Genomic DNA, 26,581 nt, shown 5'->3' with positions numbered 1-26,581 from the left:
TGCGTCAGGCGAAGCTGGTAAACTTGCCGAATTCGGGCCGCGGGCTGCGATCGAAGATCGTGTCCGGATCGCCGTAGCCGATCGAACAGACCCAGTCGGCCTTCACGCGCGGCTGGTCGGCGAAGAAGTGCTCGGTGATCCCGTCGAGATCGACGCCCGACATCGGCCCGCAATCGAGGCCCAGTGCGCGAGCGGCGATAATCATATAGGCGCCCTGTAGCGCCGAATTACGCTTCGCATTGGCTTTGCGCGCTTCCTCGTCGCCTTCGAACCAGCTCTTGGCGTCGGCGTGCGGGAAGAGCCACGGAAGTTCCTCGTGGAAGTCGATGTCGTAACCGATGATCGCGGTGACGGGCGCGGCCGTGATCTTGTCCTGATTGCCTTCCGAAGCAAGCTCGGACAGCTTGGTCTTGCCTTCTTCGGACGTGACGAAAACGAGCCGCGCGGGCTGCATGTTGGCCGAAGTCGGCCCCATCTTCATCAGGTCGTAGATATGGCGCAGCTGGTCTTCGCTGACCGGCTTGTTGAGCCAACCATTATAAGTGCGCGCTTCGTTGAAAATCTGGTCGAGCGCGTCGTCGGACAGCGTGTGGCCGTGGAATTGTTTGGTCATGAAGTCCCCTCGGGATTGAAATTCAGGCTGCGCGAACTTCAACGACCTCGGGGACATAATGTTTCAGCAGGCCTTCGATACCCTGCTTGAGCGTCGCGGTGGAAGAAGGACAGCCCGAACAAGCTCCCTGCAATGTCAGATAGACCACGCCGTCCTTGAACCCGCGATAGGCGATATCGCCGCCATCGCCTGCCACCGCAGGGCGAACGCGCGTTTCCAGCAATTCGTTGATCTGTGCGACGATGTCCGCGTCGTCGGCATTTTCTTCGACCAGCAGGTCATCCTCGGCGGGAACGGAGATGCCGCTGGCATCGCCGCCGACGAACAGCGGGGCCTGCGAAACGAAATGATCGAGCAGGATCGAGACGACCATGCCTTTGAGGCTGCTCCAGTCGGCACCCGGCGCGGCGGAAACCGACACGAAGTCGCTGCCGAAGAATACATTGGTCACTTCGCCTGTATCGAAGATCGCCTGCGCCAGCGGGCTCGCTTCGGCTTCCTCGGGCGACGTGAACTCGCGCGTTCCGCCAGGCATGACTTGCTGCCCCGGCAGGAACTTGAGCGTCGAGGGATTGGGCGTCGTTTCGGTCTCTATGAACATGCTCACGATGTAGGGACGGGGCGACGCGCGAACAAGCTATTCACTATCCCTTCACCGATAGTGTTTCTATAGTCCGCGCCATGATCAGATTTTCGCGCGCCGTCAGGCCGCTCGCGCTCCTCGCTCCGCTAGCCTTCCTCGCCGCGCCCCTGCCGGCGCAGGATATCGCGCAGGAACGCCCCGCTTCGCTACAGGGCGAGGACGAGACACCGTGGCTTTACGAGGGCAGCAATGTCCCGGTCGACCGCGAATGGAAATTCGGCGAGCTGCCGAATGGCCTGCGCTATGCCGTGCGTGAGAATGGTGTGCCGCCGCAACAGGTCTCGATCCGCATCCGGGTGGATGCCGGGTCCCTGCACGAGCGCGACGAGGAGCGTGGCTTCGCCCACCTGCTCGAGCATTTGCTGTTCCGCGAGAGCAAGTATCTCGCCGCCGGACAGGCGATCCCGACCTGGCAGCGGCTCGGTGCCACTTTCGGCAGCGACACCAATGCGGTGACCAGCCCGACCAGCACGGTCTACAAGCTCGACCTGCCCGCCGCCGACGATGCCAAGCTGGAAGAAAGCTTCCGCCTGCTCTCGGGCATGATCCGCGAGCCGGTGATCAATGCCGCCAATGTCGCGGCGGAAGTACCGATCGTGCTGGCCGAAAAGCGCGAATCCGGCGGGGCCGCCCGCCGTGTCGCCGATGCGCGGCGCGAAACGCTGTTTGCCGGACAGCGGCTCGCGGTGCGCTCGCCGATCGGGACCGAAGAGACGCTGACCGGGGCGACGGCTCAAGCCCTGTCCGCTTTCCACCGCCGCTGGTACCGGCCCGAAGAAACGGTGATCGTGATCGCTGGCGATGCCGAGGCCGAGCGGTTCGCGCGGCTGATCGAACAATATTTCGGCGACTGGCAGGGCGAAGGCGCCGGCGGTGAGGATCCGGATTTCGGCGATCCGGTCGCGCCCGACGAAGCCATGGGCGATCCGCCGGTGGGCGAAACCCGCGTGATCGTCGAGCCGGACCTGCCGCGTAACTACACTTACGCGATCATGCGACCCTGGCGGCCGGTCGAAGATACGATCGTCTACAACGAAGGCCTGTTGATGGACGCGCTGGCACAGGCGCTGATCAACCGGCGGCTGGAAGCGCGGGCGCGCGGCGGGGGCAGTTACCTCTACGCCCAGGTCCAGCAGGACGACGTCAGCCGCAGCAGCGATGCAACTTTCGTGAGTTTTGCGCCCTTGTCCGGCGATTGGGCAACCGCGCTGGCCGATGTGCGCGGCGTGATCGCCGATGCGCTGGCCAGTCCGCCGACCGAGGAAGAGATCGAGCGCGAAGTCGCTGAATTCGATGTCGCCTTCAAGGCGCTGGTCGATGAATCGGAAGTCGCCCCTGGCGCGCGGCTGGCGGACAATCTGGTCGAAGCGGTCGATATCCGCGAAACGACGGCATCTCCGCAGACTGTGCTCGATGTGTTCCGCGGGATGCGCGAGCGCATCACGCCCGAGGCCTTGCTGGCCCGCACGCAGGCCCTGTTCGAAGGCGATGTCTTGCGCTCCGTCTATGTCACGCCGACCATCGGAGAGGCGGACAATGCCGCAATACGTGTCGCACTGATGAAGCCGGTCACGGCCGATAACAGTGCGCGGCTGGCCGCGAGCGACATTTCTTTCGACGACCTGCCGCCGATCGGCGAGCCCGGCCTCGTCGCTGCCAGCGGTCCGCTCGGCCTGTTCGAGATCGAGCAGATCGAACTGGCCAACGGCATACGCGCCCAATTGTGGCCCAACGATGCCGAACCAGGCCGGGTTTCGGTCAAGGTCCGCTTCGGCAGCGGCTATCGCGGTTTCGCGCCCGAAGATGCGGCCTATGCCCAGCTCGGCGAGATCGCGCTGGTGAGCTCTGGTGTCGGCGAATTGGGGCAGGAAGAGCTTGATCGCATCGCCACCGGGCGCAAGCTCGGTTTCGACTTCGCGATCGAAGACGCTGTGTTCGAATTCGCCGCGCAGACGCGCGGGCAGGATCTCGAGGACCAGCTTTATCTTTTCGCTGCCAAGCTCGGCATGCCGCGCTGGGACGTGAACCCCTTTATCCGGGCCAAGGCCGCAGCGAGCCTGGCCTATGAATCCTATTCGACCAGCCCGGGGGGCCTGCTCAATCGCGATCTCGATTTCCTGCTGCGCGACCGCGATCCGCGCTTTGCCACGCCCGATCCCTCGGCGCTCGAAACGACCACGCCCGAAGGTTTCCGGGCGGTGTGGGAGCCGCTGCTCAGGCAAGGGCCGGTCGAAGTCATCATTTACGGCGAGTTCGATCGCGACGAAGCCGTCGCAGCGCTTCAGAAAACCTTCGGCGCCTTGCCTCCGCGCGAGCCGATCCCGGCTGCCGCCGAAGCGCGTCTGCCCGGCTTCCCGCAGGGCGGCGACACCACCGTGCTGGAGCATCGCGGTGATGACAACCAGGCGGCGGCTGTCATCGCCTGGCCGAGCGGGGGCGGGGTCGACGACATTACCGAATCCCGTCAGCTGGAAATCCTGACCCAGCTCTTCAGCAACCGATTGCTTGAAGAGATGCGCGAACGCGCAGGGGCAAGCTACGCACCACAAGTCGTGGCGGAATGGCCGGTCGATATCCAGACCGGGGGGACCATCACTGCCTTCGCCCAGCTCAAGCCGGAGGACGTCCCGACCTTTTTCGCCGCGGCGGAATCGATTGCGGCGGATCTTGCCGCCAACCCGCCGAGCGCGGACGAGCTCAATCGCGTGACCGAACCGCTGCGCCAGCTGATCCGCCGTGCTTCGACCGGCAACCAGTTCTGGATGTTCCAGCTCGCCGGGGCGACCTACGATCCGCGTCGGGTCCTGGCGATCCGCAGCCTGCTGGCGGACTATTCGCAGACAACGCCGGAGGCGATGCAGGCTCTCGCACGGCGCTACCTGACCTCGCGCCCGGGCTATCGCGTCGCGGTCATTCCGCAAGGCCAGGAGCTGGCGCGCGGCGGCGCGGCGCAGCCCTCTGTCACGCCTTCAGGGCGGTAAGTCAGGACGGCGAAGCACCCACATTTGGCCGGACCCAAGCTTTATTGCGCTTGCGAAAGGCAGTCGCCTGCCCGTATTCTTGCCAGCCGAATTGCTGAAAGACGGAACATAATGGCTCGCAACTGGACCCCGGATAGCTGGAAGAACTTCGAAGCGCGGCACTTGCCGACCTACGAAGATGCCGCTGCATTGCGCGATGCGGAAGCCACGCTGGCTGCCTATCCGCCGCTGGTTTTCGCGGGCGAGGCGCGCGCGCTCAAGGCCGATCTCGCCGAGGTCGCCAATGGCGAGGCTTTCCTGCTGCAGGGCGGCGATTGCGCGGAAAGCTTCGCCGAATTCCATCCCAACAACATCCGCGACACTTTCCGCGTGATCCTGCAGATGGCGGTGGTACTGACCTTTGCCGGCAAACTCCCGGTGGTGAAAGTCGGGCGCATGGCGGGCCAGTTCGCCAAACCACGCAGTTCCGACACCGAAACGCAGGGCGATATGACCTTGCCGAGCTATTTCGGCGACAACGTCAACGGGATCGATTTCGACCCGGCCCAGCGCCGCAACGATCCCGAACGCATGGTGAAGGCCTATTCGCAGGCTGCCGCCACGCTCAACCTGCTGCGCGCCTTTGCCGGCGGCGGCTATGCAAATTTGCGCCAGGTCCACCAATGGACGCTCGATTTCATGGGTCGCAGCCCATGGGCCGATCGCTTCGGCGAAATGGCCGACAGGATCACCGAAGCGCTCGATTTCATGGAAGCCTGCGGTGTCGATCCCGCGACAGTGCCGCAATTGCAGGGCACCAGCTTCTATACCAGCCACGAAGGCCTGTTGCTGCCATACGAACAGGCGATGGCGCGGCAGGATTCGCTGACCGGCGACTGGTACGACACCAGCGCGCACATGCTCTGGATCGGCGACCGCACCCGCTTCGAAGGCAGTGCGCATGTCGAATTCATGCGCGGCATCGGCAACCCGCTCGGCGTCAAATGCGGGCCGAGCCTGGAGCCGGACGTGTTGCTCAAGCTGCTCGACGACTTGAACCCGGCCCGCGAGGCGGGGCGCATCACGCTGATCAGCCGTTTCGGGCACGACAAGGTCGAGGCCGGGCTGCCGAGGCTGGTCCGTGCCGTCACCCGCGAAGGCCATCCGGTGGTGTGGAGCTGCGATCCGATGCACGGCAATGTCATCAAGTCCGACAGCGGCTACAAGACGCGCCCGTTCGACCGGATCAAGACCGAGGTGCGCGGGTTCTTCGATGTCCACCGCGCCGAAGGCACCCATGCCGGCGGCATCCACCTGGAAATGACCGGGCAGGACGTGACCGAATGCGTCGGCGGCGCGGTCGCCATCACCGACGAAGCGCTGGGCGACCGCTATCACACGCATTGCGATCCGCGCCTCAACGCCGCGCAATCGATCGAACTCGCCTTTGCGATTGCCGACATGCTGCAGCTTGCCGCCAAGGAACAGCAGCAGGCCGACGCGGCGTAGGGCGCAGCGCGACTTCGCTTCAAGGAAACGGGAACGACTGCGGAGTCTAAGCCTTTCAATAGTCATGGAACTCCGCCATGGTGCGGTTGGACCGGTCGCCAAGGGAGACCCTACCATGGCTCAGGAGAGGCTGCGCAGCTCGGCGCAGGACGAGCCCCAACTTGCTGACAGCTTTCGCAAAACCCGCGCGCTGACCGAAGCGCTGGCGGCGCCATTGAGCGAAGCGGACGCGATGATCCAGTCGATGGAGGATGCCTCCCCTGCCAAGTGGCATCTGGCGCATACGACCTGGTTCTGGGAAACCTTCCTGCTGCGCGACCATGCCGAGGGGTATCGGCTGTACGATGCTGAATGGCCGTTCCTGTTCAATTCCTATTACGAGGCCGAAGGTGCGCGGCACACCCGCTGCGACCGGGGGATGATCTCGCGCCCTAGCCTTGCCGAAGTGCTCGACTATCGCAGCGCGGTGACCGAGGCGATGGAGCGCCTGCTGGGCCGCGAAGATCTGCAGCCGCTGATCACGCTCGGCATTGCGCATGAGCAGCAGCACCAGGAACTGCTGCTGACCGATATCAAGCACGGCCTGTTCCAGAACCCGCTCGGCCCGCCGATGTGGGAGGGCTCACAACAAGCGGCGGCCGAGCGAGTGCGCGAATGGCAAGAGCATCCCGGTGGAATCGCTTTGATCGGCCATGATGGCGAGGGTTTCGCTTTCGACAATGAAGGCCCGCGCCACCGCGTGCTGCTCGAACCCTTCGCGCTCGCCAGCAGCCTCGTCACCAATGGCGAATGGGCGGAGTTTATCGCAGATGGCGGCTACGGAACCGCCTCGCTCTGGCTGTCGGACGGCTGGGCCTGGGTGCAGGAGCACCGCATCGCATCGCCCGACTACTGGCGCGGGGAAGAGCACTTCACCTTGCAGGGCTGGGTCGATCGCGATCCGAGCGCGCCGGTCACGCATATCTCCTTCTACGAGGCCGACGCCTTCGCTACCTGGGCCGGTGCGCGCCTGCCGACCGAGTTCGAGTGGGAAGCCGTGGCGCGCGGCCAGCATGCCGAGGAAGCGCCCGCGCACGATCCGGCAGGTGGCAACCAGCTTGACGAAGCGGCCCCGCCGCACCCGACCGGCTCCGAAGGGCTGTTTGGCGATTGCTGGCAGTTCACCCGCAGCGCCTATCTTCCCTATCCGCGTTACGAGGCGCCCTCTGGCGCAGTCGGCGAATATAACGGCAAGTTCATGAGCGGGCAGGTCGTGCTGCGCGGCGCGAGCTGTGCCACCGTGCGCGGCCATTCGCGCGCGTCCTATCGCAATTTCTTCTATCCCCACCAGCGCTGGCAGTTCACTGGCCTGCGCCTTGCCAAGGATCTCTGATGCCTGCCAACAACGACCTGCGCCTGGTCGACATCGATGACGATGGCGTAAACCGCGCCTTCCGCGAAGACGTGCTGCAGGGCCTGTCGGAAGAGCAGAAGGCGATCCCCGCGCGCTGGCTGTATGACGATGCCGGATCGCAGCTGTTCGAGGATATCACCGATCTCGCCGAATACTATCCGACGCGTGCAGAGACCGAAATCCTGCGCGAACGCGGCAGCGAATTCGCCGAAGCGATCGGGCCGGGCCGGGCGGTGGTCGAGTTCGGCAGCGGTTCGTCGGTCAAGACTCCGCTGCTCTTGAACCAGATCGAACCGGCCGCCTATGTGCCGCTCGACATTTCAGGCGATTTTTTACGCGCAGCCGCCGATGCGCTGGGCAGGAAGTTTCCCGATCTTCCGGTCTATCCGGTCGAGGCGGATTTCATGCGCCGGGTCGAACTGCCCGAAGCGGTTGCCGATATGCCGCATCTCGGTTTCTTCCCCGGCTCCACCATCGGCAATATGGTCCCGCGCACAGCAGTCGACCTGCTGCGCACCATGCGCGAAACCCTGGGTGAAGGCTCGATGCTGCTGATCGGCATGGACCTCGTGAAAGATCCGAAAGTCCTCGAAGCTGCCTATGACGATGGCAAGGGCGTGACCGGTGAATTCAACCTCAACCTCGCCCGCCGCATCAATCGCGAACTGGGCGGGACGATCCCCGTCGAGCATTTGCGCCACGAAGCGCGCTGGAACGACGATTTCGCCCGGGTCGAGATGCATCTCGTCGCGCAAGCCGACCTCGATTTCGAGGTCGCGGGCAAGCGTTTTACCATGTCCGCAGGCGAAACCATCCACACCGAGAACAGCCACAAGTTCACCCGCCGCAGTTCGCATACCCTGCTGCTGGCGGGCGGCTGGACCCCGGTCGCGCGCTGGCTCGACAGCGCGGAGCAGTTCAGCCTGATCCTCGCCGAGGCGTCGATCCCGCGAAGCGCGCCCTAGAGGAATAATGCGATGGACTGGCCGAGACTGGATTTCGCCGCGGAGCAGGATGTCTACCACTCGGCCCATCTCTACTTGCAGTTGATCGGCAAGCTGCCGACGCGGCTGCATCCGTGGGAAAACCACGGCTGGCATGTCGCGCTTAAGATTACGCCAAGCGGGTTCGTCACGCGCACCATCGCCGCGAATAACAGGATCTTCTCGGTCGAGTTCGACTGCCAGGGATCAAACATCGTCGTCGATTGCGACGGCAAGGCAGTCCGCATCATCCCCGTCACCGGCCAAAGCGTCGCTGCGCTGCACGGCGAGCTCGCAGACGCGCTGACCGCTCTCGGCCTGCCAGTACCGCTTCATGGCGCGCCGAACGAATTGCCCGAGGTCATTCCTTTCAAGGACGACGATCGCAAGCGCGCTTGGGACCCGGACGTCATCGCTCGCGCACACGGCGCCTTCAGCCGCGCCGATGCCGCCTTCAGCCGCTTCCGCGCCGCCTATCTCGGCAAGTCTTCTCCTAGCCACCTGTTCTGGGGCAGTTTCGACCTCGCCGTGACCCGCTTTTCCGGTCGCCGCGCACCGCCTCATCCGGGCGGCTTTCCCAACCTGCCCGACCGCGTGACGCGCGAAGCCTACAGCCACGAGGTCATCAGCGCAGGATTCTGGCTCGGCGGGGGCGACGTGGATGAAGCGGCCTTCTATACCTATGCCTATCCTTCGCCGGATGGGCTGGGCGACGCTAAGGTCGCGCCCGATGCTGCCTATTGGCACGACGAACTTGGCGAATTCGTCCTGCCCTACGCCGATGTCGCTGCGGCAAGCGATCCGGAAGACCGGTTGCTCACTTTCCTCGAATCGACCTATGAGGCCGCCGCGCATTTGATGGACTGGCCCGACGATGTGGCCACCAGCCGCGCCAGCTACGGTCGCCCCACGCAAGAGGTCTAACCCCACGTGTCCAAAAGCATTGCCATCATCGGAGCCGGCATGGCCGGCCTTTCCTGCGCCGTCGCACTCGCGAAGAAGGGCTACCGGCCCGTGCTGTTCGACAAGGGCCGCGGGCCGGGCGGGCGCATGGCGACGCGGCGGGCGGAGATCTGCGGCGAGACCGTGACGTTCGATCACGGCGCGCAATATTTCACCGCGCGCGATCCGCGTTTCGTCGAAGCCGTCGAAGGCTGGACATCGGCCGGGTTTGCCGCACCGTGGCCCGATGCCGGTGAGGATGCCTATGTCGGCACGCCGGGCATGAACGCGCCGATCAAGCAGATGGCGCAGTTCTTCAACGTGCAATGGAACACCCGCATCGACGGGATTCTGCGCGACGAACTCGGTTGGCATTTGCGGGCCGAGAATACGATCTTCCGGGCGCAGAATCTCGTCTGCGCGATCCCTGCCGAGCAGGCCGCGGAACTGCTGGAGAAGCAGGCGTCCGATTTCGCGGCGCAGGCGGCGGCAGTGCAATCGCGACCATGCTGGGCGCTGATGATGGGTTTCGACACGCCGCTTGCCATGCCGAACACGTTCACGGGCAACGACGTCGCATGGGCGGCGCGCAACTCGTCCAAGCCCGGGCGCGGGGAAGGCGAGAACTGGGTCATCCATGCCTCACCCGCCTGGTCGCAGGAACATCTCGAGCTTGAGCGCGAGGAAATCGAGAGCAAGCTGCTGGCGGCGTTCTTCGCCGAAACCGGCGCCACGGTCTCCGCACCCGTCCACCGCGCGGCGCATCGCTGGCGCTATGCGATGGTCGAGAAACGCGACGGTCCGCCTGCGCTGTGGGACGCGGACAAGCGCGTCGGCGTATGCGGAGACTGGCTGGTCGGTCCGCGGGTCGAGAACGCTTTTGTCTCGGGCTGCGAGCTGGCCGACCTGATCGGGGAGTAATCAGCGCTCCGTTCATGGATTTGCCATCGCGGTCTTCCTATATGGCGGCGATGGATGGCGACGCTTTCATCAAAGATCTTTTCGAGACCACCGCGCTGGTGATCGCGGAAATCCCGAAGAGCAGCCTACTGATGCTGGCGCTCGCGGCGATGATCGCCAGCTGGATCGGCGGCACGATGATCCGCCGCCGCGTCCCGCTGGGCGGGATGGTGCGCGGCGCCAGCTCGCTGGTGCTGGTCGGCGTGCTGGTCACGGTGGTGCTGCAGATCGCGCGGATCGATCCGCGCTTCGATGTCGCCGCCAGCACGATGGGCATGCCCGCGCAGATCGTGGAAGGCGGCGAGACGCGGGTGCCGCTGTCGCCGGACGGACATTACTGGCTGCGCGCGCAGGTCAACGGGCAGGACGCGGCGTTTCTCGTCGATACCGGCGCGACGCTGACGGCGATCTCGAGCAATACGGCGCAAGCGGCGGGCATTTCTGCGCGCACCGATCGCCTGCCGATCCAGCTCAACACCGCCAACGGCACGATCCAGGTCCCGCTGGCGACGATCGACGAACTGCGCTTCGGCAATGTCGCCGCGCGCGGCCTCGATGCCGTCATCGCGCCCAATATCGGCGAGACCAATGTCATCGGCATGAACCTGCTCAGCCGCCTCGCCGAATGGCGCGTGCAGGACAGCGTCCTGATCCTCACCCCCAATAATCCCCAACCCGCCGTCGAGTGGGAAGGGGAGTAGAGAGCAGTCTGGCTCGGCTTTTTCTGCCTGCGAGCAGATGATGGCGTGCCGAAGAGTGCGTGGCTGCACGACCCGACGCGCAGCGTGCATCCGGCACGTGAGCACCGGAAGCGTGGAGACGCGCGCTCTGCAGGCCGTCAGCGCTGTTCGTAGGCGGGAAAAGTGGCTGGGGTGGCAGGGATCGAACCTGCGAATGTCGGTACCAAAAACCGATGCCTTACCACTTGGCTACACCCCAGCAGTGGGCGCGCTCTATAGCGGCCCCAGCGCGCTTGTGAAGAGGGCTTCAGGCGGTTGCGACAGGTTTCGCCCCGCGCCGAGCCGACAGTTCCTCTTCGACTTGGCCGATCGTCTTGCGGTCGAGGCTGTAGAAGCTGACGGCAAAAATTGCGGGTACCAGTGCGGCGGCGGGAATAAGCGCGAAGGCCAGCTGGATGCCGGTCAGCGCCAAATCGCTCTGCACCGCGGCATCGGCATCGAAACCGGTAGAGCCCATGACGAAGCCCGGGACGGCCGAGCCAAGACCGACGCCGACCTTTACGGCAAACACCGAAGCGGCAATGACCAGTCCGGTCATCTGCAGCCCGCTCTTCCAGTCGACATATTCGGCGATGTCGGTGAACATGGAAAAGCTCATCACCATCAGCATGCCGAACCCGATGCCGATCACGAACTGGATCAGCGTCTGCGGCCAGACCGCGTCGAGCGGGAGCAGGTAGAACAGGACGATCCCGCCGCATTTGAGCGCGCCGCCGAGCATGATGATGCTGCGCTTTTCGAAGCCGTTGCGCATGAAATTGCCGAGGATCACGCCGGTGATTTGGCCGACGGCAAGCGCAGTCAGGAACAGGCCCAGCCGGTCGAGGAACAGGAAGGCCGGCGCGCCATCGTCGCCCGCGACATATTTGAAGAAGAACTTGGCACTGGCGAAGCGCGCGGCGATGGCGAGCACGCCCAGGATCGCCGCCGCCGCGACGGCCAGCCACGGCCCGGTGCGCACCAGCACGCGAACATCGCCCCAGATGCTGCCGTTGCTCTCGACCGGTGGGATGCGCTCCTTCGTCGTGGCGAAGCTGATCCACACGCACCCTGTGCCGAAAACGGCGATGCAGGTCATGGTCAGCAGGATGCCGCGCGCTTCGTCTCCGTCGCCCAGTTCGCGTATCAGTGTCGTGCCGAGCAGGCCGAGGACTATGCCGCTCAGCGCCGAGAAGAACATGCGGTAGGCGGTCACGCTCGACCGCTCGCTCGCGGAGGGCGAGATCGTGCCGAGCAGCCCGCCATAGGGCACGTTGACCGCCGTATAGGCGAGCATGGCGAGGCCGTAAGTCACATAGGCCCAGACCAGCATCGGTCCCGGCTCCATGTCCGGAAACAGGAACACCGCCGCGCCGAACGCGCCGAAGGGAACTGCGCCGAACAATAGATATGGCCGGTATCGCCCCCAGCGCGTGCGGGTGCGGTCCGCGATGGCGCCCATCATCGGGTCGGTTACGGCATCGAGCAGCTTGGAGAGCAGCAGCATCAGCGCGATGGCCGCAGGGGCGACACTGCCGATCTCAACGAAATAGTAGAACAGGAAGACGCCGAAGAAGTTGAGATAGAGACCGGAAGCGAGGTCGCCCACGCCGTAGCCGAGCTTTTCGCCCAGTCCGATTTTCTCATGCTTCTCGATTGCCACCTGGCGCTCCAATGAAAGGCCCGCCGATTCTCACCGGCAGGCCCAATGTCGTCACAACGCGCGAGTGCGGCTAAATATCCTTGCCTTCGAAATCGGCAGCCGAGTGGCGATTGGGGACCTGCGTGTTCTCATCGCCCCAGGTCTTGTTGACCATGCGTGCGCGCTTGACCGCCGGGCGGGCGGAGATCTCGTGCACCCAGCGTTCCACGTTGGTGTACTCATGGATCGAGAGGAAGGTCCGCGAGTTCTCGTAGATGCCGCCGTAGATGAAGGGCGCGAGCCACGGATAGGTCGCCATGTCGGCAATGGTATAGTCCTCGCCAGCAAGGAATTGCGTTTCCGCCAGCCGTTTGTCGGCGACGTCGAACAGGCGCTTCGTTTCCATCGCATAGCGATTGATCGGATATTCGTAGTTCTCCGGCGCATAGGCATAGAAATGCCCGAAGCCCCCGCCGATAAAGGGCGCGCTGCCGACCTGCCAGAACAGCCAGCTCAGCATCTCGGCGTGGTTTTCGGCCTTGCCGAGGAAGGCGCCGAACTTCTCCGCCATATGCATAAGGATCGCGCCGCTTTCGAACACGCGGATGGGCGTGTCGCCGCTGCGATCGAGCAGGGTAGGGATCTTGGAATTGGGATTGAGGTCGACGAAGCCGCTGGTGAATTGCTCGCCTTCGCCGATGTTGACGATCCACGCGTCGTAATCGAGATCGTGCCCGGCCTCGATCAGTTCTTCGAAGATAATGTTGGCCTTCACCCCATTGGGTGTGGCGAGCGAATAGAGCTGGTAGGGATGCTCGCCAACCGGCAGGTCTTTCTCCTCGCGCGCGCCCGCAGTCGGACGGTTGATGTTGGCGAATTTGCCCCCGTTCTCGGCATCGTGGGTCCAGACTTCGGGCGGGGTATAGGTTGGGTCTGCCATTCGGTATCGCTCCTGTTGCGGCGCTCTTGCGGTGCCTTTCGAATGGGATTGGAGGTTTGTTACCGCAAGCGCAAGGGCAGGTGCGTATGCTATCGATGCCAGCCGTCACCCCAGGCCGAAGGGCCGCGCAAGAATGTGCCCGACCGAAGGAACCGCGGAGGCGGGTGGTCGGTTGACTCGCCATGGCCACGCACCCCGACGACCTGATCTATGTCGACGACAGCCTGCCCGGCATCAGCCGCAAGGGTGCGGGTCGCGGCTTTGCCTATTACGATCCCAAGGGTCGGCTTATCAAATGCCTGAAGGAAAAGGCGCGGCTCAACGCCATCGCGCTGCCGCCGGCCTATCGCGATGCCTGGTTCTGCCCCGCGCCCAACGGCCATATCCTGGCCACCGGCTATGACGATCGCGGGCGCAAGCAATATCGCTACCACCCCGATTTCCGTGCCATGCGCGAGGGCGAGAAATTCGACCAATGCCTGGCCTTCGGCGAATTGCTGCCGCTGATCCGCAGGCGTGTCGAAGAGGATATCGAAGGCGCTAGCCCGACCCGCGAACGCGTGCTCGCCGCCGTGGTGCGGCTGCTCGACATGGGCTTCGTGCGGATCGGGAACGAGATCTACAAGAAAACCAACAAGAGCTTCGGCGCCTCGACCCTGCGCGATCGCCATGCGCGGATCGAAGGCAGCACGGTGCATATCCGCTTCGTCGGCAAGGGTGGCAAGGAGCGCGAACTGACGCTCGAGGACGAAAAGCTCGCGCGCGCGGTCGAGGATGCGCGCGATGTCCCGGGCCAGCACCTGTTCCAGTATTACGACGCCGATGGCCAGCGTCACGAGATCGGCAGCGGCGATGTGAACGATTACCTGCGCGAAACGATGGGTGAGGAATTCTCGGCCAAGAATTTCCGCACCTGGCATGCGAGCGTGCTGGGCTTCTCGCTACTCGAGCAAGCCAGGAAGCGCCCGGCCATGGGCGCGCTATTGGACGAAGTGTCGGAGAAGCTCGGCAATACGCCGACGGTAGCGCGCAACAGCTATATCCATCCGGCGATCATCGACGTGCTCTCGCGCGACGAGGGCTGGGGCGAATTCCGCGAGAGCGTAACACTGCCGCGCTCCACCAAATATCTCACCCGCCACGAACGCGGCCTGATCGAAATGCTGCGGCGCGGGCCCAAGGCACAGGAATTGCTTGCCGCGTAGTATCCTCTTGGGATACCGATCCGCCATGCATCAGGCAGGCGCCAAAATCCGCCGCTTTCGCGAAACCCACGATCCGCCGCTTTCGGCGGAGGAGTTCGGTGCGCGCTATGGTGCGCCACAGCCATGGGCTAGCCGCACGGTTTATGGCTGGGAAGTCAAGGGCAAGGTCGCCCGCCCGCCCGTTCAGAAACGGCTCGCCGCGCTCGGCGTCTGCGATCCCGGCGATTGGCTCGAAGAGGCCCGACCCGAAGACAACATCCCCACCAGGAAAGGCACAGCCCGTATGAGCGACGCCGCACATCCCTTCTACGATCGCCACCGCCAAGGCATGATCCGCGTCGCCACGGCTACGCCGGCTGTTCGAACAGCTGACGTGCCCTTCAACCGCGACGGCATCATCGCCGAGGCGCGCAAAGCGCATGATCTGGAGGTCGATCTCGTCGTCTATCCCGAACTGTGCGTCTCTTCCTACGCCATCGACGATCTGCACCTGCAGACCGCGATGCTCGACGCGAGCGAAGCCGCAGTCGGCGCAATCGCGCAGGCCACGCGCGATCTCTCGCCCGTGCTCATCATCGGCGCGCCGCTGAGACGGAACGGGAAAATCTACAATTGCGCGCTTGCCCTATCACGAGGACGCGTGCTGGGCGTGGTGCCCAAGAGCTTCCTGCCCAATTACCGCGAATTCTACGAGAAGCGGCATTTCGCCCATGGCCGCAATTGCCAGGGGCTGGAGATTGCGCTGAACGGTGAGAGAATGCCGTTCGGCACCGACCTGATCTTCGCCGCGCACGACCTGCCGGGATTCACCTTCGGCATCGAGATCTGCGAGGATTTCTGGTCGCCCAATCCGCCGGGCACGCTGGCGGCACTGGCAAGCGCGACGATCCTCGCCAATCTTTCCGCCAGTCCGATCACCATCGGCCGCGCCGACGATCGCCACCTGCATTGCCGATCCAGCTCGGCCCGATCGATCTGCGCCTACGCCTATTCCGCCAGCGGTTTCGGCGAAAGCACGACCGACCTGTCGTGGGACGGGCAGGGCGTCGTCTATGAAATGGGCGAGCTGATGAAGCAAAGCACGCGCTTCGATCTCGATACCGAGCTCTGCGCGGTCGATATCGATATCCAGCGTATCCTCGCCGAACGCATGCGCAACCAGACCTTCAGCGACGCCGCCGAGCACGAGGGCCGACCCGAGGACTGGTATCGCCGCATAGAATTCCAGCATGCCGGCACCGGCGGCGATACCGGCCTGATGCGCCCGATCCGCCGTTTCCCCTTCGTGCCCAACAACCGCGCGACGCTGGACGAAGATTGCTACGAGGCGTTCAACATCCAGGTCGATGCGCTGATGCGGCGGATCAAGGCGACCGGTCCCAAGAGCCTCGTCATCGGCATTTCGGGCGGTCTCGACAGCACCCACGCGCTGATCGTCGCCGCCAAGGCCTGCGACCGGCTTGGCCTGCCCCGCACGACCATTCGCGGCTACACCATGCCGGGCTTCGCGACGTCCGACTACACCAAGTCGAATGCATGGAAGCTGATGCAAGCGATGGAGATCACCGCCGAGGAGATCGACATCAAGCCGACCGCGCGGACCATGCTGGAGAATATCGGCCACGCCTTCGCCGATGGCGAACCGGTTTACGACACGACCTTCGAAAACGTGCAGGCGGGGCTGCGGACGGACTACCTGTTCCGGCTCGCCGGCCAGCATAAGGGTTTCGTTGTCGGGACCGGAGACCTCAGCGAACTCGCGCTCGGCTGGTGCACCTATGGCGTAGGCGACCACATGAGCCACTATGGCGTCAATGCGGGCGTGCCCAAGACGCTGATCCAGTACCTCATCCGCTGGACCATCGAGACCGAGCAATTTGTGCCTGAATGCAGCGCGGTACTGGGCGCGATCCTCGATACCGAGATTTCGCCCGAACTGGTCCCGGCGGGTGAGGACGGCGAGATACAAAGCACCGAAAGCACCATCGGGCCCTACGAGCTCAACGACTTCTTCCTTCACCACATCGTCCGCTACGGCCAGAGCCCGAGCAAGGTGGCGTTCCTCGCATGGCATGCCTGGAAGGATATCGAAGCGGGCGAATGGCCCGAAGGATTCCCCGAGGATCGCAAGAACGCTTACGACCTCGCGACCATCCGCCACTGGCTCGAAAAGTTCCTCTGGCGCTTCTTCCAGTTCAGCCAGTTCAAGCGCAGCGCGCTCCCCAATGGCCCCAAAGTCTCCAGCGGCGGTGCGCTCAGCCCGCGCGGCGACTGGCGCGCGCCGAGCGATGCGGTGGCGGAGGTGTGGCTGGCCGAGCTAAAAGACAACGTACCGGAGAGCTGACCCGCGATGAATGCCAAGAGCCTCGCAATCATGCTGTTCTGCAATTGCGCCTGGGCCTTCAACACCATCGTCAGCAAATGGGCGGTCGACGATCTCGCCGTGCCGCCGCTGTTCTACACCGTGCTGCGCTCGCTGCTGGTGGCGGTGGTGCTGATCCCTTTCCTGCGCCGCATCCCGCCCGATCCGGTGCGCGTCCTGCTGGTTGGCCTGTCGATCAGCGGCGGCTCCTTCGCACTGCTCTATATCGGATTGCAGACGGCAAGCCCGTCCGCAGCGGGGATCGTCTCGCTAGCCGGCGCTCCGCTGACGGTGATTTTCGCGATGTTCATTCTCGGCGAGAAAGTGCGCTGGCGGCGCGGGATCGGCATCGCGCTGGCCTTTGCCGGAGTCGCGATCGCGATCGGCTCGCCGTCGGGCAGCGAGAGCGGCATCGGATTGCTCTTCATTATCCTGTCGGTGCTGGTCGGCGCGGTCGGCTCGGTCTTCTTCAAGAAGATCACCATCGGATCGGTCGAAATGCAAGCCTGGGCCGCGGTCATCTCGATCGTGGTGGTGGCGCCGCTGTCCTTCGGATCGGAAACGGGACAGGTCGCCGCGGTGCGGGCGGAGCCCCTGCTGGTCGGACTATGCGTGCTATTTGCCGGACTGGTTGTTTCAGTCGTGGCGCATTCGGCCTATTTCAAGTTGCTGCAGGAGCATGACGCCAACCTGCTGGTGCCGCTGACGCTGATCAATCCACTGCTGACCATTGCGCTCGGCGCCTGGCTGACGGGCGACCCGATCGGCTGGCCGCTGCTGATCGGCGCCGCCATCGCCATGGCCGGCGTGGCGATCATCCTCGTCCGCCCGAGCGGCACGATCTTCAAGCCGCTGCTGGTCCGGCCGAGGCTGTAGCCGCGACGCCCCCGGTGGCGGGAACGTCGCGGCCTTGGCGCCTGCGCTGGGTCGATCAGGCCGCGACCTGCTCGACCTGTTTGTGCGCGGAGGCGATCTTCTCTTCGCCGCCTTCGCCCATGATGCCGTCGGCGGTCGCGACCACTTCGACCTCGGAGATACCGAGGAAGCCGAGGAAGAATTTCAACCACGGGCTCATGAAGTCGACTTCGCTGCCGACCGGCGTGCCGCCCGATGCGACGGTGATGTAGGCTTTCTTCCCGTCCAGCTTACCCTTCGGCCCGGTCGGGGTGTATTCGAACGTCGTGCCCGCGCGGGCGACCGTGTCGGCCCAGGCCTTGACGGTGGCGGGGACGGAGAAGTTGTAGATCGGTACGCCAAGGACGATGGTATCGGCCGCCTGCAATTCTTCGATCAGCGTATCGGCGATGGCGGCCAGTTCCTGCTGCTCGGGCGAGCGCTCGGTATAGGGCGACAGGTTGGCGGCGAAGCGGTCGGCATCGACATAGGGAATGTCGTTTTGCGACAGGTCACGCGTGATGACCTTGGTGTCGGTCCCAGAGAGGCGCTCGACCAGCTTGGAGCTGAGCGCGCGCGAAATCGATTCGTCGCCGCGGATGCTGGCGGTGATGTGAAGGATGGTGGACATGGAAATTCTCCTGCTTGGAAATGAAATGCCCCGCCCTCGGGGGTGAGGGCGAGGCCGGGGGTCAGGCCGCGTCGACGAGGACGAGTTCGCTGTCCTCGAGCGCAGTGATGGTGACGCTGTCCTGCCGAGTGATGGCGACACCGTCACGCGCCTTCGCCTCCACGTCCTCGACCTTCACCTTGCCGGTGGCAGGCACGAGGTAGAGGTGGCGCGAGGCATCGCGCGGGGTGTAGGTGACGCTCTCGCCCGCCTTCACCGTCGCGCCGAGCACGCGGGCATCGGTGCGGATCGGCAGCGCATCGTCGTCGTTGGCCACTCCACTGGCGAGCGGGACGAACGAACCTGCACGGTCATCCTTCGGGAACTTGCGTGCGCCCCAGCTTGGCTGACCGCCGCGTTCGCTGGGGATGATCCATAGCTGGAACAGCGTGGTGTCCACCTCCTCGGCGTTCCATTCGGAATGCTGCACGCCGCTGCCTGCGCTCATGACCTGGACATCGCCCGCTTCCGTGCGGCCTTCATTGCCCATGCTGTCGCGATGGGTGATGGCGCCTTTGCGGACATATGTGATGATTTCCATGTCGTTGTGCGGGTGGGTCGGGAAGCCGGTGCCGGGAGCGATGGTGTCGTCGTTCCAGACCCGCAGGCTGCCCCAGTTGACCCGCGCCGGGTCGTGGTAGTTGGCGAAGGAAAAGTGGTGATGCGCGTCGAGCCAGCCGTGGTTGGCGGCACCGAGGCTATTGAAGGGACGCAATTCGATCATGGCATGTCTCCTGCGGGAGTGTGCTTGTGTGACGCCGAAATAGGACTTGTCCGGTAATCCGATAAGTGAGATAAAACGCGCCGAAATGTTCAGAGAATCCGAACGATGAAGATCGGCGAGCCGAGCCTCGATCAGCTACGCATCTTCCTCGCGGTGGAAGAGGCGGGCAGTTTCGGCGGCGCTGCGCGCGCCATGGGCCGCGCGGTCTCGGCGATCAGCTACGGCATCGCGCAGATGGAAGCCCAGCTCGGCGTGACGCTGTTCGAGCGCGAGGGCTCGCGCAAGCCCGTGCTGACCGAAGCCGGGCGCGGCCTGCTACCTGAAGCGCGCGCCATCGCCGACCGCGCGGATGCTCTGCTGGCCAAGACGCGCAGCCTGCAGGCCGGGCTGGAAAGCGATGTCGGGCTGGTGGTGGACGTCATGGTCCCCGGCGAAGCGACTGCGCGGGTATTGCGCGAATTTCGGGCCATGTTCCCGACCGTGGCGCTGCGATTGCAGGTCGAGGGGCTGGGCGCGGTTGCCGCATGCCTCCTCGAACGCTCGTCCGAACTCGCCATCGGCGGTCCGGTGATCGGCGACCACCCCGAGCTGGAAAGGCAAGTTATCGGCGAGGTCGAACTCGTCCCCGTCGCCGCGCCGGATCACCCGCTGGCGCGTTCCGATGTCGCGCCGGGCGAGAGCCGCGAGCACTTGCAACTCATTCTCACCGACCGATCGAAACTGACCGACGGCCGCGAATTTTCCGTGCTGAGTCCTCTCAGCTGGCGGCTGGGCGATCTCGGCGCGAAACACGCGCTGCTCAAGCAGGGTATCGGCTGGGGCAACATGCCCCGCCCGATGGTGGCGGGCGATTTGGCCGGTGGAGCGCTGGTCGCGCTGGACCTTCCGGAAAAGCCCGGCACCGGGTACCAACTCAGCGCGATCTGGCGGCGGGATACCACGCCCGGCCCGGCGACCAGCTGGCTGATCGATACGTTCAGAGAGCGGCTGGCGGATTGCCCGGCCTAGGCGGCGAAGACGACAGGTTCGTCACCGTCTCGCCACGGCGCAAACTTCGGCATGATGGCGGCGAACAGGTCGGAAGCGAGATGACCGTCGAGCCAGCTTTGCAGGTGCGGCAGGTCCAGCGCATCGAACCAAGCGCGATCGTGATTGGCGAACTGCCGGACGAAAGGAAATAGCGCGATATCGGCAAGCGTGCGCTTTGGCCCGCAAAGTTGGGGTTGGTATTCCAGCCGCGCGTCGAGATCTTGCAAGGACACGAGGCCCGCTGCGCGGTGCTCGAGCGGATCGGTATCGTGCCGCGTGGAGTATTTGTAGCGGTCGAGATGGTGTTTGAACGGGCCATCGTTGCGGGCGACCAGCGCCGTGTCGTCACCGGCCAACCAGCCTTCCGGGTCGCGCTGATCGAGCGCCCAGCGCATGATATCGAGGCTCTCGTCCAGCACTCTGCCATCGTGCAAGGCGAGTATCGGGACTGTGCCCTTGGGCGAGGCCTCCAGCATCGCCGCAGGCTTGTCTGCCAGCTTGACCTCGCGCAGTTCGCAGGTTGTGCCGCCGATCCACAGCGCCATCCGCGCCCGCATGGCATAGGGACAGCGGCGGAAGCTGTAGAGGATCGGCAATTTGCTCATTCTCCCGGCGGAAATTCCGCCCCGACATGCGCGGCGCCACGCTTCCTCGCCAGTTCCTCCTGCCGCTGGCGTTCGCGATAGCGGGCGCGCTGGGCCTCGTCGCGTTCGTCGATGCAGGCGGGGCAGCTGATGCCTTCTTCATAGGCTTGTGACTGCTGGTCTTCCAAGCTGACCGGTCGGCGACAGGCGCGGCACAGGGCGTGGGTGCCTTGTTCCAGCCCGTGTTTTACCGTGACGCGCTCGTCGAAAACGAAGCATTCGCCGTCCCACAGCGTTTCTTCCTCGGGCACGGCTTCGAGGTATTTGAGGATGCCGCCCTTGAGGTGATAGACATCCTCGATCCCCTCTTGGCGCAGAAAGCTGGTCGATTTCTCGCAGCGGATGCCGCCGGTGCAGAACATGGCGACCTTCTTGCCTTCCAACTCGGCGCGATGGGCGCGGAACCATTCGGGGAAGTCGCGAAAGCTCTTGGTCTCGGGATCCACCGCGCCGCGAAATGTCCCGGCGGCGACTTCGTAATCGTTGCGGGTGTCGATCACCACGGTGTCCGGATCGCTGATCAGCGCGTTCCAGTCATGCGGATCGACATAGTGCCCGACGCTGAGCGTGGGATCGATATCGGGCTCCCCCATGGTCACGATCTCGCGCTTGAGGCGGACCTTCATGCGGTGGAAGGGCAGCTCGTCGGCGCCGGAGAACTTGACCTCAAGACCGGCGCATCCAGGCAGCTGGCGGATGTGGCCGAGCACTGCTCCGATACCATTATGCGACCCCGCAATCGTCCCATTTATCCCCTCGCGCGCGAGCAACAGCGTGCCTTTAATCCCCGCTTCTTCGCATGCGGCGAGCAACGGTGCGCGGACCGAAGCGGGATCGTCGAAGCGCGTAAACTGGTAGAGCGCGGCAACGGTAATGGGCGGGTGGCCCGACATGAAGATCAGACCTTCACTACCCAGCCGTGCGTGTCGGCTACTTCGCCGGTCTGGATGCCGACCAGCCGCTCGCGCATCTTCTGCGCCATTTGGCCGATGCCGCCGGTGCCGATTTCGAACGAACCATCAGGGGAGGACACCTTGCCCACCGGCGTGACCACGGCTGCCGTGCCACAGGCGAGCGTTTCCAGCAGCATGCCGTTCTCGGCCTCTTCGCGCCATTGCTGGATCGAATAGGGCTCCTCGCGCACCTCCAGCCCCTCTTCGCGCAGCATAGCGATCAGGCTGTCGCGGGTGATGCCGGGCAGGATCGTACCGGTCAGCGGCGGGGTAATGACGCTGCCGTCCTGCCGCACGAAGAACAGGTTCATGCCGCCCAGTTCCTCGACCCATTTGTGCTCGATCGCGTCGAGGAAGACGACCTGGTCGCAGCCCTGTGCGATCGCCTCGGCCTGGGGGACGAGCGATGCGGCGTAATTGCCGCCCGTCTTGGCCGCGCCGGTGCCGCCGGGGGCGGCGCGGACATAATCCTGGGCGACCCAGATATGCACCGGGTTCACACCGTTCTTGAAGTAATTGCCCGAGGAGACGAGGATCACGACGAACTTGTACTGCTTGGCCGGCCGCACGCCGAGGAATGCTTCCGAAGCAAACATGAAAGGCCGGATATAAAGCGTGCCGCCTTCGACCGGCGGCATCCAATCGGCATCGGTCTCGACCGCCAGCTTCACCGCATCGAGGAACAGCTTTTCCGGAATCTCCGGCATCGCCATGCGGCGCGCGCTGGCGTTGAAGCGGCGCGCGTTTTCCTCCGGCCGGAAAAGCGCCAGGCCGCCGTCCGGGTGCTGGTACGCCTTCATCCCTTCGAAGATTTCCTGCGCATAGTGCAGCACGCTTGCCGCCGGATCGAGCGCGATGGCTTCGCGCGGGCCGATCTGTGCAGAGTGCCAGCCGCCCTTCGCTTCGTCATAGTCGACAGTGACCATGTGATCGGTGAACACCGTGCCGAAACCGGGATCGGCAATCGCCGCCTTGCGGACGTTTTCGTGCGTCGGGGCAGGGTGGGGAACGCTTGTGAATTGCATGGTGTGCGCGGATAATGTCCGGCGGGTGATTGGACAAGGGTGTTGGTTGGGGAGCGGGAGGATTTGGGCGAGGAGTCTTTTGTTGGGCCTCAAGCGCCGGCGTGCGCATCCGCGCACTTGGCTATCCTCCGGGGGCCCGACCCCTGCGGGGCCACCCCTCCGGGCGCGCAGTCGCGCTTGCGGGCCGCTGGTCGCGGCCCGTGCTCCGCCACACGGTAGTGACCTAGGTTCTAATTGCGCTTTTGGCTTGGTCGCGGAGCACGGCCCCGGCGGAGGGGCCGCAAGGGCGACCGCCCGTCCGTAGGGGCCCGCAGCGCAGCGAAGGAATAGCCTCGAGGACGCAGCCACGGATGTGGCTGCATGAAACAAAGGTTCAAATGAAAAGGGCGATCCAGCCCGTCGGTGGATCGCCCCTAACATGGTCAGCGGCCGGAAATGCCGCTCACAAAGCCTTACTCGGCCAAGGAAATGTTACCGAATATGCTCCGTGCGGAATTTCACCGACCTCGCAACTGAACCATGAGACATCGGATCACCTCCTTTCAAGCTATGAAGCAAGACCCACACCGTTTCACCGGGGGCCGAGTACCGCGTGCGCCGTGGAACTCATGGACCAATCTGAGTCGTTGCGGACACGAAAACAAGACTTGAAATAAAGTTTTCCCACGTCAGTATGTTTGCTTTCCGAAAGCGTGTCCGCACTCGGAAATCTCACCTACAATCCTCGATCGCACGCGTGACCTCGGCCCAGGCGGGGAGGTAGAGCGTCGTCGTGCCGGCTGCTTCGACGGCGAAGCGGCCGCGCGTCAGGGCGATGGCATCGAGCAGCGGATCGTTCGCAGGCACGCTGGCGACGATGGTCGGCGTGCCCGACGGGTTGGGGCGCGCGCTCAGCATACGTTCGGTCGTCTCCGTGCGGATGCGCATCGGCGCGTCCCCGGTCGCGCGCGCGGTGCGCACCAGCCGGATGCTGCGCGCGGAGCGGCTGCATTCGATACCGAACAGAGCCGGGTCGCCGACCGGGCCGAAGGTCGCAAAGCCGCCGTCGGGCCGCTCGCGATAGGTCCACGTCCCCTCGGTCTGCGGGGCGTCGAGCCAATTGTCGTAAACGGGCGCCTGCACGACTGGCGGCGTGGGCGTCGGCGCAGGCCGTTGCACCGCCGGCGGCACGGGCGCGGGCGGCGGAGGCGGCGGGGCGCAGCAGGCGAGGGCCAGCGCGCCGGCAAGAACGGGATAGCGGATCATATGAGTCAGTCGGCTTTGCATGCTTCACCAATGCGCGCTAACCGCCGATGGGTCCAAGGAAAATCGCACGAGCCCGTCTCGCCCCATGCCGAACAAACAGCGTATCGACCAATTGCTGGTGGCCCGCGGGCTCGCCGAAAGCCGCACCCGCGCGCAGGCGCTGGTGATGGCGGGGATCGTGTTCTCCGGCGAGACGAAGATCGCGAAGCCGGGCCAGCAACTGCCAGAGGACGCGCCGGTCGAAGTGCGCGGGCGCGACCATCCATGGGTCAGTCGCGGCGGGCTCAAGCTGGCGCACGCGCTGGAGCACTTCGAGCTCGATCCTGCGGGCGTCACGGCGATGGATGTCGGCAGCTCGACCGGCGGTTTCACCGATGTGTTGCTCAAGAACGGCGCCGCGCATGTGATCGCGGTCGACAGCGGGACCAACCAGCTGGCGTGGAAGCTGCGGCAGGACGAGCGCGTGAGCGTCATGGAGCAAACCAGCGCACGCATCCTCACGCGCGAGATGATCCCGCAGCCCTATAGCTGGGTCGTGTGCGATGCGAGCTTCATCGGCCTTGCCAAAGTGCTCGAAGTACCGCTCGCGCTGGCCGAGACCCAATGCCAGCTGGTCGCGCTGATAAAGCCGCAGTTCGAGGTCGGGCGCGATGAAGTGGGCAAGGGCGGCGTGGTGCGCGACCCGTCGCTGCATGCCCGGGTTTGCGACGACGTGCGCGGCTGGCTCGAAGGAGAGAGCTGGCACGTGAAAGGCATCGTCGAAAGTCCGATCACCGGGCCGGAAGGCAATGTCGAGTTCCTGATCGCCGCCCGGCGCATGGGCGAATAGCGCGGCGGGCGGCTCGATAAGGGACAGGCTGTGCGTTTGGCGCGGGATATGGCGCAGCGCTGCTTGCTATGCCCCGCGCACCTAGGCAAACAGCGGCGCGACGGTCGCACGAGATTCGGCAATCGAGAGGGCTGATGAGCACGCTGGCTTCAAAGGCGCAATTGCGCGCGAGCTTCATTCGCTGGGCGCTGTTCGCCGTGCCCGCCGTGTTCCTGCTCGCCTTCCTGACCCAGCAGTTCACCCCCGGCGGCCCCGGCAATCCGTGGTATGCCGCGCTCGAAAAGCCCGCGATCAATCCGCCAGCCTACCTGTTCGGGATTGTGTGGCCGATCCTGTATTTGCTCATGGGGCTCGCGCTCGCGCTGGTCTTGTCGGCCTGGGGCGCGCGGGGCCGGACGGCGGCGATCGTTGCCTTCGCGGTGCAGTTCGTACTCAATCTCGCCTGGACCCCGGTGTATTTCGGGTTGCAGCGGATCGACTATGGCCTTGCAACGATCATCGCGCTCGATGTGGCCTTGCTGGTAACGATCGTGCTGTTCTGGAAGGTCCGCAAGCTCGCGGCGGTGCTGCTGCTGCCCTATCTGGCGTGGGTGCTGTTCGCGACCGTGCTCAATTACCAATTCCTGCAGCTCAATCCCGAAGCCAGCGGCATCAGCAGGGACGATGGCGCGGCGCAGGTGATCGAGTTCGGGGAATAGGCGCGCTTGCGTTTGCAGGGCCGAGCGACCAAATAACCACCCATGCAAAGCAAGAACCCAGCCATCGCCGATTTCGTCAAGCTCATCAACGGAGCCGCGGGTACCTTCGCCGGCATGGGCCGCGAAGCGCGCGAGAGCGCGCGTGAGCGGGTGCGCGAAGCGATGGGCGGGATCGACTTCGTCAGCCGCGAGGAATTCGACACGGTCAAGGCGATGGCGGCCAAAGCCCGCGACGAGAACGAAGCGCTCAAGAAGCGCATCGAAGCGCTCGAGGCGAAGCAAAAATGATTCGTCACCCCGGACTTGATCCGGGGTCCAGCTTCTTTCTGACAGAGGACAAAGCGAGCTGGATCCCCGCCTTCGCGGGGATGACGCAAGTGGGTTTGTTCGCGTGGCCCTGAACCTGCGCGCCCCCGCCATTTTGCTTGCCGCTCGCCCGCATGGGGAGACGGCTGTGATCGCCCGGCTGCTGACCGAGGAATTCGGCATGGTTGCGGGCTATGTCGCCGGTGGGCGCGGGAGGCAGCTCAGGCCGGTGGTGATCCCGGGCAATCTCGTCGAGCTGGAACTGCGCGCCAAGTCCGACAGCCAGTTGCCCTTCGCCAAGCTGGAACTGGTCGAGAGCCGCGGGCCCTGGCTGAGCGAGCCTCTGCCCGCCGCCGCCATCCAGTGGGCCACCGCGCTGACCGCCACCGCGCTGCCCGAGCGCAACGCATATCCCAATCTTTACAGCGCATTGGTCGCGCTTCTTGATGCGGTGTGCCAGGCGCCCTCGGCGCGCGGCTGGGCGCCGGCGCTGCTCTCCTATGAAGCGCTGCTGTTGCGCGAACTCGGCTATGGCGGGGTTAAGCCCGAGGCGAGCGAGCTAGCCGAAGTATTGTCGGCGATGGAAAAACTGGCTGATCCCTTGCAGCGCTATTTGCTAGCCGACCGGCGCGGCGACACGCTGGCGGCGCGCGAGCAATTGCTGGCACGGCTGCGCAAGATGGTCTGAAGGAA

General features: G+C 64.6%; 25 protein-coding genes and 1 tRNA gene. 15 read left to right on the top strand and 11 right to left on the bottom strand.

Annotated features, from left to right (window positions below; all coding sequences use genetic code 11):
• Positions 1–4 precede the first annotated feature (4 nt).
• Positions 5–613, bottom strand: coding sequence for a malonic semialdehyde reductase (locus EL2594_RS08385; protein WP_011414615.1), 609 nt, complete (start codon positions 611–613; stop codon positions 5–7).
• 22 nt (positions 614–635) lie between these two features.
• On the bottom strand, positions 636–1,214 hold the full coding sequence (locus EL2594_RS08380; protein WP_011414614.1) for a NifU family protein: 579 nt from the start codon (positions 1,212–1,214) through the stop codon (positions 636–638).
• A gap of 80 nt (positions 1,215–1,294) precedes the next feature.
• Here EL2594_RS08380 and EL2594_RS08375 point away from each other — a divergent pair, with 80 nt between their 5' ends.
• From EL2594_RS08375 to EL2594_RS08345, 7 genes are all read left to right on the top strand, one after another.
• Complete coding sequence (locus tag EL2594_RS08375) at positions 1,295–4,237, top strand: M16 family metallopeptidase (RefSeq protein ID WP_011414613.1); 2,943 nt, start codon at positions 1,295–1,297, stop codon at positions 4,235–4,237.
• Between the two features lie 111 nt (positions 4,238–4,348).
• Positions 4,349–5,725 (top strand): class II 3-deoxy-7-phosphoheptulonate synthase, encoded by a 1,377-nt coding sequence (locus EL2594_RS08370; protein ID WP_011414612.1) that lies wholly within the window; start codon positions 4,349–4,351, stop codon positions 5,723–5,725.
• A 115-nt stretch (positions 5,726–5,840) separates the two neighbouring features.
• Positions 5,841–7,097, top strand: coding sequence for an ergothioneine biosynthesis protein EgtB (gene egtB, locus EL2594_RS08365; RefSeq protein WP_041685879.1), 1,257 nt, complete (start codon positions 5,841–5,843; stop codon positions 7,095–7,097).
• Positions 7,097–8,083: an L-histidine N(alpha)-methyltransferase gene (gene egtD / locus EL2594_RS08360; RefSeq protein WP_011414610.1), complete on the top strand. Its 987-nt coding sequence runs from the start codon at positions 7,097–7,099 to the stop codon at positions 8,081–8,083. Before egtB ends, egtD begins: the two co-directional genes overlap by 1 nt.
• A gap of 12 nt (positions 8,084–8,095) precedes the next feature.
• Positions 8,096–9,025: a DUF5996 family protein gene (locus EL2594_RS08355; RefSeq protein ID WP_011414609.1), complete on the top strand. Its 930-nt coding sequence runs from the start codon at positions 8,096–8,098 to the stop codon at positions 9,023–9,025.
• Positions 9,026–9,031: 6 nt separating this feature from the next.
• Complete coding sequence (locus EL2594_RS08350; RefSeq protein WP_011414608.1) at positions 9,032–9,964, top strand: NAD(P)/FAD-dependent oxidoreductase; 933 nt, start codon at positions 9,032–9,034, stop codon at positions 9,962–9,964.
• Positions 9,965–9,978: 14 nt separating this feature from the next.
• Positions 9,979–10,704, top strand: coding sequence for a retropepsin-like aspartic protease family protein (locus EL2594_RS08345; RefSeq protein WP_233994249.1), 726 nt, complete (start codon positions 9,979–9,981; stop codon positions 10,702–10,704).
• Positions 10,705–10,867: 163 nt separating this feature from the next.
• Here EL2594_RS08345 and EL2594_RS08340 read toward each other — a convergent pair.
• The 3 genes from EL2594_RS08340 to yghU all read right to left on the bottom strand — a co-directional run bounded on the left by EL2594_RS08340 (position 10,868) and on the right by yghU (position 13,304).
• Positions 10,868–10,942 (bottom strand) — tRNA-Gln (locus EL2594_RS08340).
• A 48-nt stretch (positions 10,943–10,990) separates the two neighbouring features.
• Positions 10,991–12,385 carry an MFS transporter gene (locus tag EL2594_RS08335; RefSeq protein ID WP_196793190.1) on the bottom strand — a complete coding sequence of 465 codons (1,395 nt, stop codon included), beginning with the start codon at positions 12,383–12,385 and terminating at the stop codon, positions 10,991–10,993.
• 70 nt (positions 12,386–12,455) lie between these two features.
• A complete protein-coding gene (gene yghU / locus EL2594_RS08330) occupies positions 12,456–13,304 on the bottom strand; it encodes a glutathione-dependent disulfide-bond oxidoreductase (RefSeq protein ID WP_011414605.1) in 849 nt (282 codons plus the stop codon).
• A gap of 182 nt (positions 13,305–13,486) precedes the next feature.
• Here yghU and EL2594_RS08325 point away from each other — a divergent pair, with 182 nt between their 5' ends.
• From EL2594_RS08325 to EL2594_RS08315, 3 genes are all read left to right on the top strand, one after another.
• On the top strand, positions 13,487–14,509 hold the full coding sequence (locus EL2594_RS08325; RefSeq protein WP_011414604.1) for a DNA topoisomerase IB: 1,023 nt from the start codon (positions 13,487–13,489) through the stop codon (positions 14,507–14,509).
• Positions 14,510–14,792: 283 nt separating this feature from the next.
• Positions 14,793–16,853, top strand: coding sequence for an NAD(+) synthase (locus tag EL2594_RS08320; protein ID WP_041685874.1), 2,061 nt, complete (start codon positions 14,793–14,795; stop codon positions 16,851–16,853).
• Positions 16,854–16,859: 6 nt separating this feature from the next.
• Positions 16,860–17,747, top strand: coding sequence for a DMT family transporter (locus tag EL2594_RS08315; protein WP_011414602.1), 888 nt, complete (start codon positions 16,860–16,862; stop codon positions 17,745–17,747).
• 55 nt (positions 17,748–17,802) lie between these two features.
• Here the strand turns inward: EL2594_RS08315 and EL2594_RS08310 are convergent, their stop codons facing one another.
• Both EL2594_RS08310 and EL2594_RS08305 read right to left on the bottom strand, forming a co-directional pair.
• On the bottom strand, positions 17,803–18,396 hold the full coding sequence (locus EL2594_RS08310; RefSeq protein ID WP_011414601.1) for an FMN-dependent NADH-azoreductase: 594 nt from the start codon (positions 18,394–18,396) through the stop codon (positions 17,803–17,805).
• Between the two features lie 61 nt (positions 18,397–18,457).
• Entirely contained in the window at positions 18,458–19,159 is a 702-nt protein-coding gene (locus tag EL2594_RS08305) for a pirin family protein (RefSeq protein WP_011414600.1), read from the bottom strand.
• Positions 19,160–19,264: 105 nt separating this feature from the next.
• Between EL2594_RS08305 and EL2594_RS08300 the strand changes: the two genes are divergently transcribed.
• On the top strand, positions 19,265–20,167 hold the full coding sequence (locus EL2594_RS08300) for a LysR family transcriptional regulator (RefSeq protein ID WP_011414599.1): 903 nt from the start codon (positions 19,265–19,267) through the stop codon (positions 20,165–20,167).
• On the opposite strand, the gene EL2594_RS08295 is transcribed toward EL2594_RS08300, so the two are convergent.
• The 4 genes from EL2594_RS08295 to EL2594_RS08280 form a co-directional block, all read right to left on the bottom strand.
• Positions 20,164–20,793 (bottom strand): glutathione S-transferase, encoded by a 630-nt coding sequence (locus tag EL2594_RS08295; protein ID WP_011414598.1) that lies wholly within the window; start codon positions 20,791–20,793, stop codon positions 20,164–20,166. The genes EL2594_RS08300 and EL2594_RS08295 overlap by 4 nt on opposite strands.
• Positions 20,790–21,725, bottom strand: coding sequence for a rhodanese-related sulfurtransferase (locus tag EL2594_RS08290; RefSeq protein ID WP_011414597.1), 936 nt, complete (start codon positions 21,723–21,725; stop codon positions 20,790–20,792). Before EL2594_RS08290 ends, EL2594_RS08295 begins: the two co-directional genes overlap by 4 nt.
• Positions 21,726–21,730: 5 nt before the next feature.
• Positions 21,731–22,810: a branched-chain amino acid aminotransferase gene (locus EL2594_RS08285; RefSeq protein WP_011414596.1), complete on the bottom strand. Its 1,080-nt coding sequence runs from the start codon at positions 22,808–22,810 to the stop codon at positions 21,731–21,733.
• A 711-nt stretch (positions 22,811–23,521) separates the two neighbouring features.
• A complete protein-coding gene (locus tag EL2594_RS08280) occupies positions 23,522–24,055 on the bottom strand; it encodes a hypothetical protein (RefSeq protein ID WP_011414595.1) in 534 nt (177 codons plus the stop codon).
• 85 nt (positions 24,056–24,140) lie between these two features.
• Between EL2594_RS08280 and EL2594_RS08275 the strand changes: the two genes are divergently transcribed.
• The 4 genes from EL2594_RS08275 to recO all read left to right on the top strand — a co-directional run bounded on the left by EL2594_RS08275 (position 24,141) and on the right by recO (position 26,576).
• Complete coding sequence (locus tag EL2594_RS08275; protein WP_011414594.1) at positions 24,141–24,884, top strand: TlyA family RNA methyltransferase; 744 nt, start codon at positions 24,141–24,143, stop codon at positions 24,882–24,884.
• Positions 24,885–25,018: 134 nt separating this feature from the next.
• Complete coding sequence (locus tag EL2594_RS08270; RefSeq protein WP_011414593.1) at positions 25,019–25,582, top strand: TspO/MBR family protein; 564 nt, start codon at positions 25,019–25,021, stop codon at positions 25,580–25,582.
• 42 nt (positions 25,583–25,624) lie between these two features.
• A complete protein-coding gene (locus EL2594_RS08265; RefSeq protein WP_011414592.1) occupies positions 25,625–25,870 on the top strand; it encodes an accessory factor UbiK family protein in 246 nt (81 codons plus the stop codon).
• A 109-nt stretch (positions 25,871–25,979) separates the two neighbouring features.
• Positions 25,980–26,576 carry a DNA repair protein RecO gene (recO, locus tag EL2594_RS08260; protein WP_041685872.1) on the top strand — a complete coding sequence of 199 codons (597 nt, stop codon included), beginning with the start codon at positions 25,980–25,982 and terminating at the stop codon, positions 26,574–26,576.
• Positions 26,577–26,581 lie beyond the last annotated feature (5 nt).

This window comes from Erythrobacter litoralis HTCC2594, from assembly GCF_000013005.1.
Taxonomy (GTDB): domain Bacteria; phylum Pseudomonadota; class Alphaproteobacteria; order Sphingomonadales; family Sphingomonadaceae; genus Parerythrobacter; species Parerythrobacter litoralis_A.
This window is presented reverse-complemented; position numbering and strand designations above follow the sequence as displayed.

Coding starts and splice junctions, on each gene's coding strand:
- EL2594_RS08285 (WP_011414596.1), bottom strand. CDS start 22,810: ATGCAATTCACAAGCGTTCCCCACCCTGCCCCGACGCACGAAAACGTC.
- EL2594_RS08265 (WP_011414592.1), top strand. CDS start 25,625: ATGCAAAGCAAGAACCCAGCCATCGCCGATTTCGTCAAGCTCATCAAC.
- EL2594_RS08385 (WP_011414615.1), bottom strand. CDS start 613: ATGACCAAACAATTCCACGGCCACACGCTGTCCGACGACGCGCTCGAC.
- EL2594_RS08370 (WP_011414612.1), top strand. CDS start 4,349: ATGGCTCGCAACTGGACCCCGGATAGCTGGAAGAACTTCGAAGCGCGG.
- EL2594_RS08270 (WP_011414593.1), top strand. CDS start 25,019: ATGAGCACGCTGGCTTCAAAGGCGCAATTGCGCGCGAGCTTCATTCGC.
- yghU (WP_011414605.1), bottom strand. CDS start 13,304: ATGGCAGACCCAACCTATACCCCGCCCGAAGTCTGGACCCACGATGCC.
- EL2594_RS08280 (WP_011414595.1), bottom strand. CDS start 24,055: ATGATCCGCTATCCCGTTCTTGCCGGCGCGCTGGCCCTCGCCTGCTGC.
- EL2594_RS08345 (WP_233994249.1), top strand. CDS start 9,979: ATGGATTTGCCATCGCGGTCTTCCTATATGGCGGCGATGGATGGCGAC.
- EL2594_RS08355 (WP_011414609.1), top strand. CDS start 8,096: ATGGACTGGCCGAGACTGGATTTCGCCGCGGAGCAGGATGTCTACCAC.
- EL2594_RS08305 (WP_011414600.1), bottom strand. CDS start 19,159: ATGATCGAATTGCGTCCCTTCAATAGCCTCGGTGCCGCCAACCACGGC.
- egtB (WP_041685879.1), top strand. CDS start 5,841: ATGGCTCAGGAGAGGCTGCGCAGCTCGGCGCAGGACGAGCCCCAACTT.
- EL2594_RS08290 (WP_011414597.1), bottom strand. CDS start 21,725: ATGTCGGGCCACCCGCCCATTACCGTTGCCGCGCTCTACCAGTTTACG.
- EL2594_RS08300 (WP_011414599.1), top strand. CDS start 19,265: ATGAAGATCGGCGAGCCGAGCCTCGATCAGCTACGCATCTTCCTCGCG.
- EL2594_RS08310 (WP_011414601.1), bottom strand. CDS start 18,396: ATGTCCACCATCCTTCACATCACCGCCAGCATCCGCGGCGACGAATCG.
- EL2594_RS08320 (WP_041685874.1), top strand. CDS start 14,793: ATGAGCGACGCCGCACATCCCTTCTACGATCGCCACCGCCAAGGCATG.
- egtD (WP_011414610.1), top strand. CDS start 7,097: ATGCCTGCCAACAACGACCTGCGCCTGGTCGACATCGATGACGATGGC.
- EL2594_RS08275 (WP_011414594.1), top strand. CDS start 24,141: ATGCCGAACAAACAGCGTATCGACCAATTGCTGGTGGCCCGCGGGCTC.
- EL2594_RS08295 (WP_011414598.1), bottom strand. CDS start 20,793: ATGAGCAAATTGCCGATCCTCTACAGCTTCCGCCGCTGTCCCTATGCC.
- EL2594_RS08375 (WP_011414613.1), top strand. CDS start 1,295: ATGATCAGATTTTCGCGCGCCGTCAGGCCGCTCGCGCTCCTCGCTCCG.
- EL2594_RS08315 (WP_011414602.1), top strand. CDS start 16,860: ATGAATGCCAAGAGCCTCGCAATCATGCTGTTCTGCAATTGCGCCTGG.
- EL2594_RS08380 (WP_011414614.1), bottom strand. CDS start 1,214: ATGTTCATAGAGACCGAAACGACGCCCAATCCCTCGACGCTCAAGTTC.
- EL2594_RS08325 (WP_011414604.1), top strand. CDS start 13,487: ATGGCCACGCACCCCGACGACCTGATCTATGTCGACGACAGCCTGCCC.